The following is a 16796-nucleotide window of genomic DNA, read 5'->3' on the forward strand; positions in this document are numbered from 1 at the left end:
TATTTGGTTTCAATTTATATCTTTGTTTAAGTCAATCACTTTGAAAAATGGGCAAATATCTCAAATACACCAAAAATTTTTACTTTGTCTTCACGATGTTTTTCATCATCTGGATGATTCTGATTGATTCCAATGATATTGTTTCCCAGTTTAAATTAAGCTCCAAAGTAAAGGAGCTTGAAAAACAAAAAGAATTTTATTTGGAGCGAAAACAAAAAATCCAGGAAGATCGTGAAGAATTGATGAGCAATTCTGAATTGCTCGAGAAATTTGCCAGAGAAAGATATTTGATGAAAAAGAAAACAGAGGATTTGTATGTTGTGGTTGAAGAATAGTTTTTTAGTAGGATTGTTTTTTTTGATAGTAGCGAATGAGGTTTGTGGACAAAGGGTAATAGATGAAGGGAACAGGCCTCCATTGAAGGACAGGCTATATTACGGTGGTAATTTTGCCATGTCTTTCGGTACAATCACCTATATTGATGTATCCCCACTTGTGGGAGCCATGGTTACCAATAAACTGTCAGGTGGCCTTGGGGCGACATACCAATATTTTAACGATAGACGATTTATAGGAGGGAACAGCAGTTTGTACGGTGGCAGGGTTTTCGGTAGGTATAATGTTTTTCCCAATTTTTTTGGACATATAGAATTGGAGAGTCTGAATTTTGACCTATATAATCAAAACACAGACAGGTTTGAAAGGACTTGGGTGCCAGGGTTTTTTCTAGGAGCAGGATACTTTGCACCATTTGGGAATCGAGGGGGAGCAAATTTTACATTCTTGTATAACCTGATCCATGATAACAGAAGGTCTCCTTATAATGAACCTTATGTCATTCGAGTGGGTTTTGTTCTGTAGTCTTTCAAACCCGTAATATAAATGGATTCATTGATCAAAAAACTGAGCAAATCCCACAAGGATTGTCCTGAATGCCCTTCCCCAAAGGTTGTCCATACTTTTTTTGAAAACATTCTAGGCCTACTTTTTCCGGATTTTGCTTCAGAGTTGTTAAAAGAAGAGGATCAGATAGGGGAGAAAATAGAAGAAATCAGACATAAATTGAGCAGGATTCTGATCAGGAACAAACATTTGCATTCTGGTGAAGGGGCTGAAATCGCCAATCAGTTTTTTGAAGGTTTGGAAAGAGTTTATGACCTACTTCAACAAGATGTGCAGGCGATGTTTGATGGAGATCCTGCGGCAAAGTCCAAAACAGAGATTATTAGATGCTATCCTGGTTTTTATGCGGTAGTGGCTTACAGAGTGGCCAATTTACTCCATACTTTGGGAGTGAACTTGATACCCAGGATGATTACAGAATATGCACATAGTAAAACCGGAGTGGATATTCACCCCGGAGCGACTATAGGAGAGCGCTTTTGCATTGATCACGGAACAGGTGTAGTCATTGGTGAAACGACAACCATTGGTAATTGTGTGAAAATCTATCAGGGCGTAACCTTAGGTGCTCTCAGCGTAGAAAAATCAGATGCGGATAAAAAACGTCATCCCACCATTGGAGACTTTGTGGTGATCTATGCTGGGGCAACTATATTAGGAGGCAAAACTTTTATAGGTGAACATTCGACCATAGGAGGCAATGTTTGGTTAACGAAAAGTATTCCTCCAAAGAGTAAGATTTATTACCAGGCAAAAATGTACAATCCTGAATCCGATCAAACTGATACGTACATTATAAAGAACGAAGGATGAAATTAATTGATCTGATAGGCAATACTCCTTTGGTTGAGCTTGCAAGTATCCCGACCAATCCTAATGTGAAAATTTTCTGTAAACTCGAAGGTCAGAATCCGGGAGGAAGTGTTAAAGATAGGGCAGCCTATAACATGATCAAAAAAGCTCTTGAAAGAGGAGAGATCAAACCAGGTGATAAATTAGTGGAGGCGACAAGCGGGAATACAGGTATTGCCCTTGCCATGGTAGCCAATATCCTTGGTTTGGAAATGACCTTGATTATGCCGGATAATTCGACCAGAGAAAGGGTGTTGTCCATGGAGGCATATGGCGCTAATGTGTTATTAACTCCTGCCGAAAAGACAATTGAATATTCCAGGGAATTGGCAGATGAAATGGCTAAGAATGAGGGGTATATTATTTTGGATCAATTCTCCAATCCTGATAATTACATGGCCCATTATTACAGCACAGGGCCAGAAATTTGGAAAGATACACAAGGGCAGGTAACACATTTCGTTTCTGCAATGGGTACCACAGGTACGATCATGGGAGTTTCCAAATACCTAAAGGAACAAAATCGGTATGTTCAGATTGTCGGCACGCAGCCTACTGACGGTTCTAACATACCAGGTATTCGAAGATGGACACCTGAATTTTTACCCAAAATATTTGATCCTGCTCAAGTGGACAGAATAATGGATGTAAGTCAGGCAGAAGCCACCCAAATGACCAGAAGAATGGCCAAAGAAGAAGGCATCTTGGCAGGGATGAGCAGCGGAGGTGCTTTGCATGCAGCTATAGAATTATCTAAGGAAATTGAGGAGGGGTTAATTGTCTGTATTACCTGTGATAGGGGAGATAGGTATCTTTCTTCAGACTTATTTGGGTAAAAAAAAAGGGCGCTGATGTTGCGCCCTTAAAAAAAATTAAAACTTGATATAATTGGTGATCAATTGAACGCTGAGCTGATTGTTCCCCTTGCTTGGATCAGCAAAGCCTCTGATCATAAGTGTGTAAACCCTATTCCCCCTCAAATCAATTTCATTGACTTCGACCAGCTTTTCACCGCTGATTTTTGATTTTACGGTAACTTTGACTTTTGCTTTTTCCATTTTCAAAAACTCTGTCACCTCAAGGTAAGGATTACTGTTTCCGAAAGGCAGTGATTCATCATTGATCAGCACTTCGAGTTCTCCTGCATCAGGAGATAAGTGTGCCAATCGAACCATTGCATGGTCTCCATCGGGGTCTTCCCAGCTATCCTCTATTTGTAAGACTTCCAAATCAGCCACTTCATTTACAATAAACAGGGTGTAAATTTTATCTTTTTCAAAAGTATGTTCAGTTTCCAATAAGGTATTGGAAGCATTGTGTGGATTGAATTTAAGCGTTCTGTCAGCAGCAAAAAACTGACTGTAGGGAAATGATTGGCTGTAAGCCAAAGGACTATTGGTGATCCTTCTGGATTCCGTATAAATGTCCAGTTCAGGAGCGTTAGGGGAACCATGGTAAATGCTGACAAAGGCAGTGTCGGGGACGGGACCTTCATCATTATTATCCAAGCAGGAGAATAATGTCAAAAGAGGGATCAACGCCAATAAGCTTATCCAGATTCTGAATCCCATCATGTGATTACTGTTGATTTTCATAAAATAGTTGGTTTAGTATTCTATTAAAAAGACGTTTCTTTCAGGGTAAGTGCTACAAAAGGCAAAAAAAATCCTCAACATTTTTTGTTGAGGATTTAAGTTTATACTTGATCAGGTTCAGGATGCACCCAAGGGCCTCGATAAGGCCTTCTCAATTTTGCGGTAGCTTCAGGGTCGTTTTTTATGATCATTTGTTTGGGGTCATAGATTACTGGTCTGCCCAGATCCATGGCGATATTAGCAAGGATACAGGAAGCGGTAGAAATATGCCCCTCTTCAATATCCGCTACAGGCAGTTTACCAGAATTGATGGACTCAATCAGATTTTTCATTTGTCTCCTTGTTGCTGGAGCGGCATTCAGTTCAATTCTGTCTTCTTTAAGGTCTTCTGGATATTGTTCCCTTTCATATAAAACATCGAAAAGGATTTTATCTCCTTCGCCATTTGGAAAGTATTCTGCTTTCATAGTACTGCCGGCCAACATTCCCTTTTCACCAAAAATTTTGAATCCCCATGGATATTCAGGGTCAACAGGATTCCCCCACGTCCTGTGCTGCCAAACCACATTCAATTCATCGAATTCAAAAATGGCTGTTTGTGTATCTGCAATATTTGATTTTCCCTCTTTTTGAACATATATGCCCCCTGTCGCCGTGATTTTTCTTGGCCAACCCAAGCCCAATAACCACCGGACACAATCCAGCATGTGCACGCACATATCTCCGGTTATTCCATTGCCATATTCCATGAATGTTCTCCACCATCTGGTATGGGGAAGTCCATCGTAAGGTCTAAGCGGAGCAGGGCCTGTCCACATCTCATAATCCAAAAAATCTGGCACATCTTGCTCTGGTGGGTTGCCATTAGCTCTCATATGGTAGTAACAACATATTTCCACATGCGAGATTTTGCCCAATTTCCCGCTTTCCAGGATTTGCTTTTTGGCATCAACCAAGTGAGGGGTACTTCTTCTTTGCACACCTACCTGCACCATTTTGTTATATTTTCTGGCAGCCGCCAAAACGGCTTCTCCCTCTATGACATCTACAGAAATTGGTTTTTGCAAATAAACATGGGATCCAGCCTTGATAGCGGCGATCGCTTGCAGTGCATGCCAATGATCAGGTGAACCTATGACAGTGATATCCAGCTGGTGGTTTTTGAGCAGTTCTCGATAATCTTTATATAATTTAGGAGTCTTGCCTGATTTGCTTCTGCTTTTGACAAGTTCTCCCGCTTCTTTCAGTATTTTGCTATCTACGTCACAGAGGGCGACTACATTGCATTCAGTTATTTGCATAAGTCTAAATAAGTCGCTCTTGCCGTACCAGCCAGAACCGATAAGGGCAACTTGAAGTGGTTTCTCTGTTTTGATGAAATCCATACTCATCAGGCCCATACTGGCTAAAGCCAGGGTGGCGCTACTGCCTTTTAGAAATTGTCTCCTGTTTAAGGAAGGGGGAGTCATAGCTTTTGGGTTTAATAGGTTTTGACAATATTATCCCTCACAATTTACAAAAAGGTCAAAATCAATCAAATCTGTTTTGATGGATGGTATAATAATAGCCTTTGAAAAATTCCGGAAAGATTTTATGGTTTAATTCCTAATTGATCATGAAAAGGAGACCCCAAACCTTTCGCCGAGGTTTTTTAGGTCTTCAACAACGGGAGCTAATAGAGGGATTCCTGATTTTTTTCTTTCTGCCTCGAGCTCTCTTTCTGGATCTCCTGGAATAATAACTTTTTCATGACCAGGTGTGGTCTCGGCTTTTCTGAATCTTTCTATCCAATTGTCCATGTGTGATTTGAATTCGTCTGCAGGTCTAAAAGCATCAACTCTCATGGCTCCAAAGAAATGACCGATACCCTCTCCTACCGGATTTGGATCAGGATCTAGAAATGCTACAAATGGTGGAACCCATGGTCCATAGTTTGCGCCAGACAAGACAGCAGAAAAAATGTCTACGATTGCACCAAGGGCATATCCTTTATGGGATCCGTGTTCCCGGTCACCTCCTAATGGAAGTAAAGCACCACCTTTTTTGACTCCATTGGAATCTGCGGTTGGATGTCCTTCTTTATCCTGTACCCAACCTAATGGAGCGTCTAGATTTTTTCTTTGTAGTATTTCCAATTTTCCGTTTGCCGCTGTAGTGGTTGCCATATCAGCAACAAATGGAGGTTGTTTGTCTGCCGGTATAGCTACAGAAATGGGATTTGTTCCTAGAAGTCGTTCTTTTGAAAATGTTGGGCTGACCAGTGGGCTGGCATTGGTGAGTGAGATGCCAATCATGTCATGTTCCAAAGCCATCATGGCATGGTAACCGGCAATGCCATAGTGGTTGGAATGTTTTACCGAAACCCATCCAGTTCCGGCATTTTTTGCCTTATCGATAGCTACTTGCATCGCATAGGGAGCCACCACTAGGCCAAGTCCACCGTCTCCGTCCACCACTGCGGTACTAGGAGTTTCATGGACAATTTTTATCTGAGGGATAGGGTTGATCCTTCCCTTTTCCCAGAGTCTTACATATCCGGAAAGTCTGGCCACACCATGTGAATCCACTCCTCTAAGATCCGCAGAAAGCAGTACATCCGCAGCGAGAAGGGCATCCTTCTCAGGACATCCAATCTGCATTAAAATTCCTTTTGTGAATTCGAATAATTGGTTGTAGGAGAAAATCATGGTATGGTCCAATAAGTAATGTGAATTATTTGTCGTCTACCTGCTTTGCAAAGCCGCAAGAGAATGTTTTCCCATCAATTGGGCAATAGCACCTTCTTTGAGTGCGTAGTTAGAGCAGATCAGGGTCTCTACAGGTATTAATTTCAGAATGTATTCAATCAGACAGGACGCTACAACAATCATGTCCACTCTCATTGGAATCATACCTGGTATTTGAAGTCTTTGCTCTTTATTCAAGGTTAATAGTTTTCCTGCAATTACCTCAAATTCTGCTCTGGGAAGTTGAAATACCTGTTGACTTCTTGATTTTTTCTGATGTAGTGACTCAAAATAAATGTCTGTAAGGGTATCAAAAGTTCCCGAAGATCCGACCAAACAGGTTGGATTGAAAGTTTTGATCGCCATAGCCAATTCCAGAAGCTTATCTTCAAGGTAGCTGGTAAGGTTTTCGACCTCTTCCCTTAAAATAGGGTCATGGTAGTGAAATAAATCCAGCATCCGTTGTCCGCCTATTTCAAAACTACGTTTCCATAAAGCCTCATGTTGGTTTCCAATGATAAATTCCACCGAACCACCCCCAATGTCCATCATTAGGCAGATTTCATCCCTAAGTGAACCACTGAATCGTATACCTTCATATATCATTTGCGCTTCCTGATCACCGTCAATCACATTGACAGAAATATGGAATTGTTCTTGGATTTTGGAAACAAATTCATGTCCGATGTCAGCATTGCGGACAGCACTTGTGGCAAAAGCAAAAATTTTAGTAATTCCTTCGCCGTCGATAAGGTTCTTGAAATGTTGAAGCGTATGGAATGCTCTTTTTTGTGCCTCGGGATGAATGGTATTATGACTAATTCCCCCTTGTCCTATTTTAACTGGAATTTTTTCCTTATACAAAGTCTCAAACTTATCTTCATATAATTCAACCAACAACAAATGAAAAGTGTTGGTGCCCATGTCAATAATTGCTGCTTTATTCGGAGCCATGCCAAGCTAAATTTTTGTTGTGCGAATATAGAAAGTTTATCGTAAAAGCATTGACTACTCTGTTTTTAATCTCAGAGTTTTGATTTTATGGCATCTTCATCAAGTTTTATTTTCTAGCTAAACCGCCCCTCTTTATATTTGGACGAACCAAAAGATTAGATAGATATGAAAAGCAATATAAAAGGTGTTTACACGCTGCCCAGCAATAAGGAAAAAATCGAACTGCTGAAGAAGAAAAATGAGGAAGCACTTTTGGGTGGTGGGGAAAACAGGATTGCTGCTCAACATAAAAAAGGAAAGCTAACTGCAAGAGAACGTATTCATCTTTTGATTGATGAAGGTACTTTTCAGGAAATAGACAAATTTGTCATGCATAGAGCTAAGGATTTTGGTCTTGACAAAGAATATTACCTTGGAGACGGCGTAATAACAGGTTATGGTGAAGTGAATGGTAGGTTGGTTTATGTGTATTCCCAAGATTTTACAGTTTTTGGTGGCTCACTTTCAGAAACCCATGCAGAAAAAATCTGTAAAATCATGGACTTGGCCATGAAAAACGGTGCTCCGGTGATAGGATTGAACGATTCCGGAGGTGCCCGTATCCAGGAAGGCGTGGTGTCTTTGGGTGGTTATGCGGATATTTTCTATAGAAATACCCTAGCATCCGGTGTGGTGCCCCAGATTTCTGCTATCATGGGACCATCTGCGGGTGGGGCTGTTTATTCCCCAGCCATTACGGATTTTATCCTGATGGTGGAAAACACTTCCTATATGTTTGTTACAGGCCCAAATGTGGTCAAAACCGTTACCCAAGAGACTGTTACTGCAGAAGAATTAGGAGGAGCCAGCACCCATAGTACTAAAAGTGGCGTAACCCATTTTGCTTGTGCCAACGAACTCGAATGTATCAATCATATCAAGAAACTGCTCAGTTATGTTCCTCAAAACTGTGAGGATGAGGCGCCTGTCTATGAATATGAGATGAAGGATGATGAGTCCAGGGAAATTCTAAATAATATCATTCCTGACAATCCCAATCATCCCTACGATATGCGTGAGGTGATTGACGGTATTGTGGATGAAGGTTCTTTCTTTGAAGTACACAAAAACTATGCAGACAATATCGTTGTAGGTTTTGCGCGCCTTGCAGGAAGAAGCATTGGCATAGTAGGCAATCAGCCACAATCTCTTGCAGGAGTACTGGATAACCATGCCTCGATCAAAGCAGCCAGATTTGTACGTTTTTGTGATTCTTTCAATGTTCCTTTGCTGGTGTTGGTGGATGTTCCAGGTTTCTTGCCTGGTACCGATCAGGAGTGGAATGGTATAATCGTCAATGGAGCCAAATTGTTGTATGCCTTCTCTGAAGCTACTGTGCCAAGGGTAACTGTTATTACAAGGAAGGCTTATGGTGGTGCATACGACGTGATGAACTCCAAGCATATTGGGGCCGATCTGAACTTTGCTTGGCCAACAGCTGAAATTGCCGTGATGGGTGCCAAAGGTGCTGCCGAGATCATCTTTAAGAGAGAGATTGCCGAAGCTGAAAATCCGGAGGAGAAATTGCAGGAAAAAATTGATGAGTACACTGCTAAGTTTGCCAATCCTTACCGTGCAGCCCACAGAGGTTTTGTGGATGAAGTCATCATGCCTTCCGAAACCCGCGAAAAACTGATCCGTGCCTACAAAATGCTGGAAAATAAGGTAGATAAACTGCCTAGGAAGAAGCATGGGAATATTCCTCTTTAAACTTCAAATTCCAAGATCCAAATTCCAAATTCAAACTTCAATACCAAAATGTCAGAATCAACGGATTTTCTATATAAATACCTCAACAACCCTTCTCCAACTGGATTTGAGGCATCCGGTCAGCAGATTTGGCTGGATTACGTAAAACCCTTTGTTCACACCTATTTTACCGATCACTACGGAACTGCCGTTGGGGTGATCAATCCAGAACATCCCTACAAAGTAGTCATAGAAGCCCATGCGGATGAAATTTCCTGGTTTGTAAATTACATCAATGCTGACGGATACATTTATGTCAGGAGAAACGGTGGTTCTGACCATATGATAGCCCCATCCATGAGGGTAAATATCCATACTGATAAGGGTATTGTGCCAGGGGTATTTGGATGGCCGGCGATTCATGTAAGAAAAGAAGGGAAAGAAGAATCCCCTACCTTGGATAATATCTTTATTGATGTTGGCGCAAGAAACAAAGAGGAAGTGGAGGCTTTGGGCATCCACGTCGGTTGTGTGATTACCTTCAAAGATGAACTACAGGAGTTGAATGGTAAGTTTTATTCAGGAAGGGCTTTGGATAACCGTATCGGAGGTTATATGATCGCAGAAGTAGCCAGAAAAATTAAAGGGGCTGGAGTGATATTGCCATTTGCTTTGTATGTGGTCAATGCCGTACAGGAAGAAATCGGCTTAAGGGGAGCAGAGATGATTGCGGCCCGTATCAAACCTAATGTGGCCATCATCACCGATGTATGTCACGATACCACCGCTCCTATGTACAGCAAAATCAGCAGTGGGGATCAGACAGCAGGAAAAGGTCCGGTACTTACCTATGGAGCTGCGGTGCATAAAAAATTGTTGGACCTGATCATCGCCTCGGCCAAGAAAAATGATATCCCTTTCCAAAGAGCTGCTGCCTCTCGAAGTACAGGTACTGATACTGATGCTTTTGCCTATTCTAACGAAGGGGTTCCTTCCGCTTTGATTTCTCTGCCTTTGAAATACATGCATACCACAGTAGAAACTGCCAGTAAGGAAGATATCAATAATGTGATTGAATTGATGTATAAGTTTTTGGTGGAGTTTGACCCGGGGTTTGATTTTAGATATATTAAATAATGGTTATCCGTAAATGAGTAAAAAGTTAAAAAAATTAATATTTGATTTTGATTAAGTATGGGTTATTTTGAACGTTTTGTTATACATAATTTATAATCCTTAATTCCACATTCACTGCGGAATTCTTTGGAAATGGAATGTTTTCATCTCAACCGACTTGAACTTAAAAGATAAGTTGCCTGTTTTCGGATATTTTATGACTAATTTCAAAAATCTTAAGTATGTTTAAGAAAACAAAAACAATTTGAAATTCGAAAAAATCAATCTGTGAAATTTAAAAATTGAAAATATGCATCAAGTTTTTCCATATTTCCTTGGTCAAATACTTCCAAACAACAAATTTTCCCATCTCTGAAAAATCCGAGGATTGGAAAAAATTCGTGCTGATTCAAAAAGGGAGCTAGATCAGTTTCAAGGATTTCAACCCGATCAAAAGAAAGAATACTCTGTATGGAAAATCTTATTTCCCTCTCTTCGATTTTTTTGTTTCTAAATATTAACATTCCCTTTTTAGATCTCGATGAAAAATATTCTTTTAGATATTCATTCAATTCTTCAAAACAATTGAAACAGGAACTGGAAGGTAGGACCAAAATCAATCCATCTTTCATTTTAGTTGATCCTGGGAGTTCCAATACTTCATAAAAACGATTCTTATTCATGTCCTGATTCACTAGTTCACGCAAAGTTTTGACCTCTGAATCAACATTAAGATCAACTTCTCTTTTAGAAGAAGTACATCCGGTTAAAAATATCAAAATGAATATGATTCTATTTTTCATCAAAAAGCAATATTATGGGGTTATCACCGTCTTTCACCTGAAAAAGGGTCTGGTACTCTCCTAAAACGCTTGATTCAGCTGGAATAATCATATAAGCACTATTATTACCTACGGAACCAAATGTTATTTCTTCATCCAAATTAAAAGTCACTTGTTGATTTTGATATTCAAATGAGATTTTTCTTCCTGACTTTAACTCCTTCTTTGACTTATCATAAATTGAGACAAAAGAACGACCTTGATTAAAAAATCTAAACAAAAGATTGTCTTTCAATTCAACTATATTTCCAATATTAAATGATTTTTCCGTGGAATTTATATGTTGGAAAACTTCAACTATTGAAGAATATCCTTGACCCACAAGATCCTCTTCCAAAATCTTCTTATCTCCAAAATCAATGTAGAATTTCGGGATTACGTAAAAATTTTCATTAATATTATAAATAGTATCATTAAACGAATTGACAAAATTAAAACCTTCTGGTGATTGGGAGAAAAAGTCATGCCTAAGTACGTGTAGATATCTAGATTTCTCTGGATTAAACTCTAACTTTTTGCTTGTTAATTTATATCCAGTAGCAAAACTTTCTCCAGAGAGATAGAACAGTGAAAAATTATCTAAGATTTCTACATAACCAGGAGTACCTATAATTCCTTCCTTAAAACGCTCTATCCCGAGTAGTTGATAACCAATTGTATAAGAAATTTCTAGATTTAAATCATATGTAAACTGAAATATCCTAGATTTATTTGAATCATAAATCCAGATTCTTTCTTGTTCAGGCAATAAAACAACGTCTGTTAAATTCACAAATTCATCAGGCCCTCCTTTTCCTTTTGATAGCTTCGATAAAAAATTTCCACTCATATCAAATTTAAAAACTGTATTTCCCCCCTTTAATAAAAATTACATCCCTATTACGATCTAAAAGAACCTTATTTACATAATCCACCAAAGAAGTATCAGACGACTCAAGTTTTATAATTTCAAGAAGATTGTATTTTTCGGAAAGATTTAAAATGGACTCTTCAGCAGGAGTTTCTTGATGAATTGTCTTAATATCGAATTCAACTTTTTCCTTTGGAGGATTAGAACAAGCCAAAATGAAGCATAGACATAAAGATGGGACTATAAATCTTTTCATAAATTAAGTTTTATTTTAGTAAAAATAATGGGGAGAATGTGATTGAAATAATCAAACTCCCCATTTCTATTTTTGATTAAGTTACTGTTGTGATCCCCCACCACAAACTGCCGCATAACATGCTGAAGCATCCTGATTAGCACAGCAATACCTCGTTCCTGAAGAATTTCCCATCAATGGTCCACAAACATCGGGAAGTTGCTGTTGTGAGATACCTTTGGTAAAGGTATTACTAAAGAAAAAATCTTTCTCACTACTTGTGCTAGATAGTTCCATGGCGAACAAACCAAGATAGAAAACACCTAACAATCCTGTCAGTTTCATTAAATTTTTTTCATAAAATTTTAGTTAAGAATTAAACATATCTAATATTAAAGCATAAAAGTTAAAATACAAAATATTCGTTATATCGAGAAATATAAAAAACTAAAAAAATATTACCTGTACTATGAAGAAAAACAATATATAATTTTGAAATAACAAAAATCTTTTTTTTGAAATTATTTTTATAGTAATTAATGACAGAAAAAATATAATTTTATATTTATTTTTTTTAAAATATGCAAGTTTCTTTCAAGATTAATGTCCATATTATTTTTTAATTTCATGAATTCAATGAACAAATCACCATGCCCCAATTCATAGACCAACTCAATCGTAGCATTTCCCTCCCCCTCCCACCAAAGCTGATTGTCTCTCTAGTACCATCGCAGACTGAGCTTTTAGTAGATTTGGGTTTGAGGGATAGGGTTAAAGGTGTTACCAAATTCTGTGTACATCCAAAAGGGCTGAAGAAAGAAAAGATAATCATAGGAGGAACCAAAAACTTTCATTTTGATAAGATAGATGCGCTGCAACCAGACTTGATTATCGGAAACAAAGAGGAAAATTATCAGGAGGGCATTGAACGCTTGTCGGAAAAATACCCTGTTTGGATGAGTGATATCTATACCTTAGAGGATGCATTTGGGATGATGTTGGGTATAGGGGCCATAACGGGGACTGCTGAAAAAGCAGCTATTTTGATTCAGCAGATCAGGCAGGATATGGATGCTTTGGTCAACATACGCAATGGGACAGCTGTGTATCTGATCTGGAAAGATCCCTTGATGGGAGTGGGGCCGCAAACCTTCATCCATGACATGCTGGGAAGGGCTGGTTTTGAGAACGTGATTTCCAAACCCCGTTATCCAGAAATAACAATAGAGGAACTGAAGACATTATCTCCTAATTTTTTATTTTTGAGTTCAGAGCCCTATCCTTTTAAGGAGAAACATGTGAAAGAGTTCTCATCCTTGTTGCCGAACACTAGAGTTCTGGTAGTAGATGGGGAGATGTTTTCATGGTATGGGAGTAGATTATCTTTGGCCAGAGCTTATTTTTTGGATTTGGCCTTAAGGCTAACCTCTTAAATAAATCCTGACCGTTTGTAAAATTATACATCATCCTAGCGGACTTTTTTAAAAATTTTAATTAACTTTTGGCCTTCAAAAATTTATAAATACCCCAAATACCATGAAGCAACAAAGAAGGAACTTCTTGAAAAAACTTGGAGCGACAGGGGCAGTAGCCGCCTTAAGTCCTCTTGCTCTCAGTGGAGAAGCAAAAGCCAAAAATATAATAGAAAGAGATCAGCCAATCTCGCCTGCAAATGATTCGACCATTAAATTAGCTTTAATAGGTGCCGGGATTATGGGTATTGAGGATACCAATACAGCGCTTAGGCATTCTAATGTTGAATTGGTAGCTGTATGTGATTTATATAAAGGCAGGTTGGATTCAGCAAAGGAACGTTGGGGCAATCATCTTTTTGTTACCCAAGATCATACAGAACTTCTTAAAAGAAGGGATATTGATGCCGTCATTATTGCCACTTCTGACCATTGGCATAAGCAGATCAGTATAGATGCGCTCAATGCCGGCAAACATGTGTATTGTGAAAAGCCTATGGTCCACTCCGTAAAAGAAGGAATGGATGTCATCAATGCCTGGAAGAAGTCAGGAAAAGTGATGGTTGTGGGTAGTCAAGGGGTATCTTCATTGGGAAATGAAAAAGCAAAAGAACTGTTAGCGGAGGGTGCTATTGGGGACATTGTCTATGCGGAAGGTTTTTGGGCGAGGATGTCACCTGAAGGTGCCTGGCAATATGCGATCCCAAAAGATGGGAATGAGCAGACTGTTGATTGGAAAAAATATATTTCCAATACCAATAAAAAAGATTGGGATCCATTGAGATTTTTCCGTTGGAGAAATTACTTGGATTATGGAACAGGGATGTCAGGTGATCTTTTTGTCCATTTGTTTTCAAGTTTACATTTTATTACCGATTCCCTTGGTCCAAACAAAATATCGGCAATGGGCGGATTGAGGTATTGGAAAGATGGAAGAGAGGTTCCGGATGTGTTATTGGGAACTTTTGATTATCCTGAAACTCCTCAGCACTCGGGCTTCAACTTGTCTCTAAGATGTAATTTTGTGGATGGTACAAGTGGAACCACCTATTTGAGAATTGTCGGGACAAAAGGATCTATGGATGTAAAATGGGAGGAAGTCGTAGTGAAGATGAATCAGACAATGACTTCAGATGATCCATTTTTACAGGAACAGGCAAGATTGAGAGGTGAAACCGAAACTAGGGCCACCATCTTACCTCCAAAAGAATTGGTGTTCACAGCACAGAGAAATTGGAAGGGGGCTCATTATGATCATTTTGGTAACTGGTTCACGGCCATTAGGACAGGAGGTACAGTAGCTGAAGATCCTGTTTTTGGGTTCCGTGCAGCTGCTCCAGCTTTATTGTGTAACGATAGTTATTTCCAAAATAAATTCATCAATTGGGATCCTGTAAACATGAAATTGATATGAGGATGAAAAACAAAATAGCATGGGCATTGGCTTTGCCTTTTTTGATCTTGTCCTGTAGTCCTGAAAAAACTGAAGTAGAAGAGGAGATAGTGGAGGAAATTGTTTTACCCGACAATTCCTTGACTGAAGATGAGAAGGCATTAGGCTGGATGTTATTGTTTGATGGAGAGGATCCTGCCGGTTGGAGGGCTTTTAATGGAACAGATTTTCCTGAAGGTTGGATCGTTGAAGATGGAGCATTGAAAGCCTTGGGGACAGGCGGGGATATCGGAGGAGATATCGTCTTTGCCCCTATGGACTTTGAGCAATTCGAGCTAGAATTTACCTGGAAGATTGCCCCCGGAGGGAATAGCGGGGTCTTTTATCATGTAGTAGAGGATCCAAAATATAAAGCTCCTTATGAGACAGGTCCTGAATATCAGGTCATAGACCAACTTGGTTTTGAAAGTCCGCTTGAAGACTGGCAATCTATTGCATCAGATTATGCGATGTATCCTGGAGATGTGGAAGGAGTGGTGAAGTCAGCAGGAGAATGGAATGTTTCTAAGATTATATTCAGAAATGATGGTGCCAGCTATTGGTTGAATGGAAAAAAGACCTTGGAGTTTGTACCTTATTCAGAGGATTGGACAGCTAGAAGGAATAGCGGTAAATGGGATGATTTTCCTGATTATGCTATTGCCAAAAGAGGATTGATTTCACTTCAGGATCATGGCAGCGAAGCTTGGTTTAAAAACATTAAAATAAGACCCCTATGAAAAAAAGATGGATTATTGCTTTTGCGCTGAGCATATCAGCAGCGCTTTTCTCTTGTCAGCAGAATAATGAGATTTCTCTGTTTAACGGAAAGGATCTGAGTGGATGGATTATATATGGAACGGAGAAGTGGTATGTGGAAGACGGTCTGTTGGTTTCGGAAAGTGGGCCGGATAAGGATTATGGTTATCTGGGTACTGATAAGCACTACAAAAACTTTGAAGTGGATTTGGAATTTAAGCAGGAAGCAGATGGAAACAGTGGTGTATTTATAAGATCTACTGTAGATGGGACAAAAGTTTCCGGCTGGCAGGTTGAAGTGGCCCCTCCAGGACATGATACTGGAGGTATATATGAGTCATATGGTAGGGGATGGTTGATCAAACCAGATAAAGAAAAGGACAGTGCCCTGAAATATGGGGATTGGAACAAGATGAAGATTATAGTAAATGGAGACAGGGTGGTGTCTTATCTCAACGGCGTAGAGATGGTTGATTTTACTGATGAGAAAATTGGTCAAGGAGAAGGAGGTATTTTACTTCAGATCCACGATGGTGGGGGAATTAAAGTTTACTGGAGAAATATTGTCTTACGACCTTTATAATTTATTTGATGCGACTTTATCCTGGCCGATCAATGGCCAGGATATTTTTTTATAAAATTTCAAACTGACAGTCAGTGATTTTAGTCATATTATAAAATTTATTTTTATCCGTATTTTGGTAATTAGAAAAACCTTCTCACCTTTGCAATCCCAAACGGGGAAAACAAACTTGAAAATAACGAACTGAGAAAATATTTTTCAAAGTTTTTATTGCGAAAAGCAAAAAGCTTATTACCTTTGCACTCCTGTTCGGAAGGAACGGAAAAAAAAGATGATGGCCTTAGGGTCAGCGATACTGTCTGAAGGGGCGGTAAAAGTTCTTTGAAGTGATGGATACGAAACGACAAGAAACCATTGGTCTTAAGACCTGTGGGAATAAAAAAAACCTGTAGATACAGAATCAAGGTCAGCCAGTGATGGCTGGCCAGAAAAAACTTTACAATGGAGAGTTTGATCCTGGCTCAGGATGAACGCTAGCGGCAGGCCTAATACATGCAAGTCGTACGGTAGACGATCTTTCGGGATTGTTGAGAGTGGCGCACGGGTGCGTAACGCGTATGCAACCTACCTTATACTGAGGGATAGCCCGGGGAAACCCGGATTAATACCTCATGGTACGAAGACATGGCATCATGTTTTTGTTAAAGATTTATCGGTATAAGATGGGCATGCGTAGGATTAGCTAGTTGGTAGGGTAACGGCCTACCAAGGCGACGATCCTTAGGGGTTCTGAGAGGAAGGTCCCCCAC

General features: G+C 39.5%; 17 protein-coding genes and 1 rRNA gene. 11 read left to right on the top strand and 7 right to left on the bottom strand.

Annotated features, from left to right (window positions below; genetic code table 11):
• Positions 1-47 precede the first annotated feature (47 nt).
• From ACFFIP_RS02730 to cysM, 4 genes are read left to right on the top strand one after another with little or no spacing between them, the layout of a single operon-like run.
• Positions 48-335, top strand: a complete 288-nt coding sequence (locus ACFFIP_RS02730) for an FtsB family cell division protein (RefSeq protein ID WP_382386023.1) — start codon at positions 48-50, stop codon at positions 333-335.
• Positions 316-861 carry a hypothetical protein gene (locus ACFFIP_RS02735; RefSeq protein WP_382386024.1) on the top strand — a complete coding sequence of 182 codons (546 nt, stop codon included), beginning with the start codon at positions 316-318 and terminating at the stop codon, positions 859-861. The genes ACFFIP_RS02730 and ACFFIP_RS02735 overlap by 20 nt, the downstream gene beginning before the upstream one ends.
• Before the next feature lie 21 nt (positions 862-882).
• Positions 883-1716: a serine O-acetyltransferase gene (locus ACFFIP_RS02740; protein WP_382386025.1), complete on the top strand. Its 834-nt coding sequence runs from the start codon at positions 883-885 to the stop codon at positions 1714-1716.
• On the top strand, positions 1713-2591 hold the full coding sequence (gene cysM, locus ACFFIP_RS02745; RefSeq protein ID WP_382386026.1) for a cysteine synthase CysM: 879 nt from the start codon (positions 1713-1715) through the stop codon (positions 2589-2591). The genes ACFFIP_RS02740 and cysM overlap by 4 nt, the downstream gene beginning before the upstream one ends.
• A 36-nt stretch (positions 2592-2627) precedes the next feature.
• Here the strand turns inward: cysM and ACFFIP_RS02750 are convergent, their stop codons facing one another.
• The 4 genes from ACFFIP_RS02750 to ACFFIP_RS02765 all read right to left on the bottom strand — a co-directional run bounded on the left by ACFFIP_RS02750 (position 2628) and on the right by ACFFIP_RS02765 (position 7030).
• Positions 2628-3350: a DUF4397 domain-containing protein gene (locus ACFFIP_RS02750; protein WP_382386027.1), complete on the bottom strand. Its 723-nt coding sequence runs from the start codon at positions 3348-3350 to the stop codon at positions 2628-2630.
• A 101-nt stretch (positions 3351-3451) separates the two neighbouring features.
• Positions 3452-4819 carry a Gfo/Idh/MocA family oxidoreductase gene (locus tag ACFFIP_RS02755; RefSeq protein ID WP_382386028.1) on the bottom strand — a complete coding sequence of 456 codons (1368 nt, stop codon included), beginning with the start codon at positions 4817-4819 and terminating at the stop codon, positions 3452-3454.
• Positions 4820-4963: 144 nt separating this feature from the next.
• Positions 4964-6037, bottom strand: coding sequence for an Ldh family oxidoreductase (locus ACFFIP_RS02760; protein ID WP_382386029.1), 1074 nt, complete (start codon positions 6035-6037; stop codon positions 4964-4966).
• Between the two features lie 36 nt (positions 6038-6073).
• On the bottom strand, positions 6074-7030 hold the full coding sequence (locus ACFFIP_RS02765; protein ID WP_382386030.1) for a Ppx/GppA phosphatase family protein: 957 nt from the start codon (positions 7028-7030) through the stop codon (positions 6074-6076).
• A gap of 165 nt (positions 7031-7195) precedes the next feature.
• Here ACFFIP_RS02765 and ACFFIP_RS02770 point away from each other — a divergent pair, with 165 nt between their 5' ends.
• Positions 7196-8779, top strand: coding sequence for an acyl-CoA carboxylase subunit beta (locus tag ACFFIP_RS02770; RefSeq protein WP_382386031.1), 1584 nt, complete (start codon positions 7196-7198; stop codon positions 8777-8779).
• Positions 8780-8827: 48 nt separating this feature from the next.
• Positions 8828-9895 carry a M42 family metallopeptidase gene (locus tag ACFFIP_RS02775; RefSeq protein WP_382386032.1) on the top strand — a complete coding sequence of 356 codons (1068 nt, stop codon included), beginning with the start codon at positions 8828-8830 and terminating at the stop codon, positions 9893-9895.
• Positions 9896-10666: 771 nt separating this feature from the next.
• Here the strand turns inward: ACFFIP_RS02775 and ACFFIP_RS02780 are convergent.
• From ACFFIP_RS02780 to ACFFIP_RS02790, 3 genes are all read right to left on the bottom strand, one after another.
• Positions 10667-11545: a DUF4934 domain-containing protein gene (locus ACFFIP_RS02780; protein WP_382386033.1), complete on the bottom strand. Its 879-nt coding sequence runs from the start codon at positions 11543-11545 to the stop codon at positions 10667-10669.
• A gap of 7 nt (positions 11546-11552) precedes the next feature.
• Complete coding sequence (locus tag ACFFIP_RS02785) at positions 11553-11822, bottom strand: hypothetical protein (protein WP_382386034.1); 270 nt, start codon at positions 11820-11822, stop codon at positions 11553-11555.
• Positions 11823-11903: 81 nt separating this feature from the next.
• Positions 11904-12146, bottom strand: a complete 243-nt coding sequence (locus ACFFIP_RS02790; RefSeq protein WP_382386035.1) for a hypothetical protein — start codon at positions 12144-12146, stop codon at positions 11904-11906.
• Positions 12147-12451: 305 nt separating this feature from the next.
• Between ACFFIP_RS02790 and ACFFIP_RS02795 the strand changes: the two genes are divergently transcribed.
• The 5 genes from ACFFIP_RS02795 to ACFFIP_RS02815 all read left to right on the top strand — a co-directional run.
• Positions 12452-13234, top strand: coding sequence for an ABC transporter substrate-binding protein (locus ACFFIP_RS02795; protein ID WP_382386036.1), 783 nt, complete (start codon positions 12452-12454; stop codon positions 13232-13234).
• A 103-nt stretch (positions 13235-13337) separates the two neighbouring features.
• A complete protein-coding gene (locus ACFFIP_RS02800; protein ID WP_382386037.1) occupies positions 13338-14687 on the top strand; it encodes a Gfo/Idh/MocA family oxidoreductase in 1350 nt (449 codons plus the stop codon).
• 2 nt (positions 14688-14689) lie between these two features.
• Entirely contained in the window at positions 14690-15445 is a 756-nt protein-coding gene (locus ACFFIP_RS02805; protein ID WP_382386038.1) for a 3-keto-disaccharide hydrolase, read from the top strand.
• Positions 15442-16047 carry a 3-keto-disaccharide hydrolase gene (locus ACFFIP_RS02810; protein ID WP_382386039.1) on the top strand — a complete coding sequence of 202 codons (606 nt, stop codon included), beginning with the start codon at positions 15442-15444 and terminating at the stop codon, positions 16045-16047. Before ACFFIP_RS02805 ends, ACFFIP_RS02810 begins: the two co-directional genes overlap by 4 nt.
• 438 nt (positions 16048-16485) lie before the next feature.
• Positions 16486-16796, top strand: a 16S ribosomal RNA gene (locus ACFFIP_RS02815); the annotation flags it as partial.

Origin of the sequence: Fontibacter flavus, from assembly GCF_042432905.1 — a bacterium.
Lineage (GTDB): Bacteria > Bacteroidota > Bacteroidia > Cytophagales > Cyclobacteriaceae > Fontibacter > Fontibacter flavus.

Coding starts and splice junctions, on each gene's coding strand:
- ACFFIP_RS02730 (WP_382386023.1), top strand. CDS start 48: ATGGGCAAATATCTCAAATACACCAAAAATTTTTACTTTGTCTTCACG.
- ACFFIP_RS02735 (WP_382386024.1), top strand. CDS start 316: ATGTTGTGGTTGAAGAATAGTTTTTTAGTAGGATTGTTTTTTTTGATA.
- ACFFIP_RS02740 (WP_382386025.1), top strand. CDS start 883: ATGGATTCATTGATCAAAAAACTGAGCAAATCCCACAAGGATTGTCCT.
- cysM (WP_382386026.1), top strand. CDS start 1,713: ATGAAATTAATTGATCTGATAGGCAATACTCCTTTGGTTGAGCTTGCA.
- ACFFIP_RS02750 (WP_382386027.1), bottom strand. CDS start 3,350: ATGAAAATCAACAGTAATCACATGATGGGATTCAGAATCTGGATAAGC.
- ACFFIP_RS02755 (WP_382386028.1), bottom strand. CDS start 4,819: ATGACTCCCCCTTCCTTAAACAGGAGACAATTTCTAAAAGGCAGTAGC.
- ACFFIP_RS02760 (WP_382386029.1), bottom strand. CDS start 6,037: ATGATTTTCTCCTACAACCAATTATTCGAATTCACAAAAGGAATTTTA.
- ACFFIP_RS02765 (WP_382386030.1), bottom strand. CDS start 7,030: ATGGCTCCGAATAAAGCAGCAATTATTGACATGGGCACCAACACTTTT.
- ACFFIP_RS02770 (WP_382386031.1), top strand. CDS start 7,196: ATGAAAAGCAATATAAAAGGTGTTTACACGCTGCCCAGCAATAAGGAA.
- ACFFIP_RS02775 (WP_382386032.1), top strand. CDS start 8,828: ATGTCAGAATCAACGGATTTTCTATATAAATACCTCAACAACCCTTCT.
- ACFFIP_RS02780 (WP_382386033.1), bottom strand. CDS start 11,545: ATGAGTGGAAATTTTTTATCGAAGCTATCAAAAGGAAAAGGAGGGCCT.
- ACFFIP_RS02785 (WP_382386034.1), bottom strand. CDS start 11,822: ATGAAAAGATTTATAGTCCCATCTTTATGTCTATGCTTCATTTTGGCT.
- ACFFIP_RS02790 (WP_382386035.1), bottom strand. CDS start 12,146: ATGAAACTGACAGGATTGTTAGGTGTTTTCTATCTTGGTTTGTTCGCC.
- ACFFIP_RS02795 (WP_382386036.1), top strand. CDS start 12,452: ATGCCCCAATTCATAGACCAACTCAATCGTAGCATTTCCCTCCCCCTC.
- ACFFIP_RS02800 (WP_382386037.1), top strand. CDS start 13,338: ATGAAGCAACAAAGAAGGAACTTCTTGAAAAAACTTGGAGCGACAGGG.
- ACFFIP_RS02805 (WP_382386038.1), top strand. CDS start 14,690: ATGAAAAACAAAATAGCATGGGCATTGGCTTTGCCTTTTTTGATCTTG.
- ACFFIP_RS02810 (WP_382386039.1), top strand. CDS start 15,442: ATGAAAAAAAGATGGATTATTGCTTTTGCGCTGAGCATATCAGCAGCG.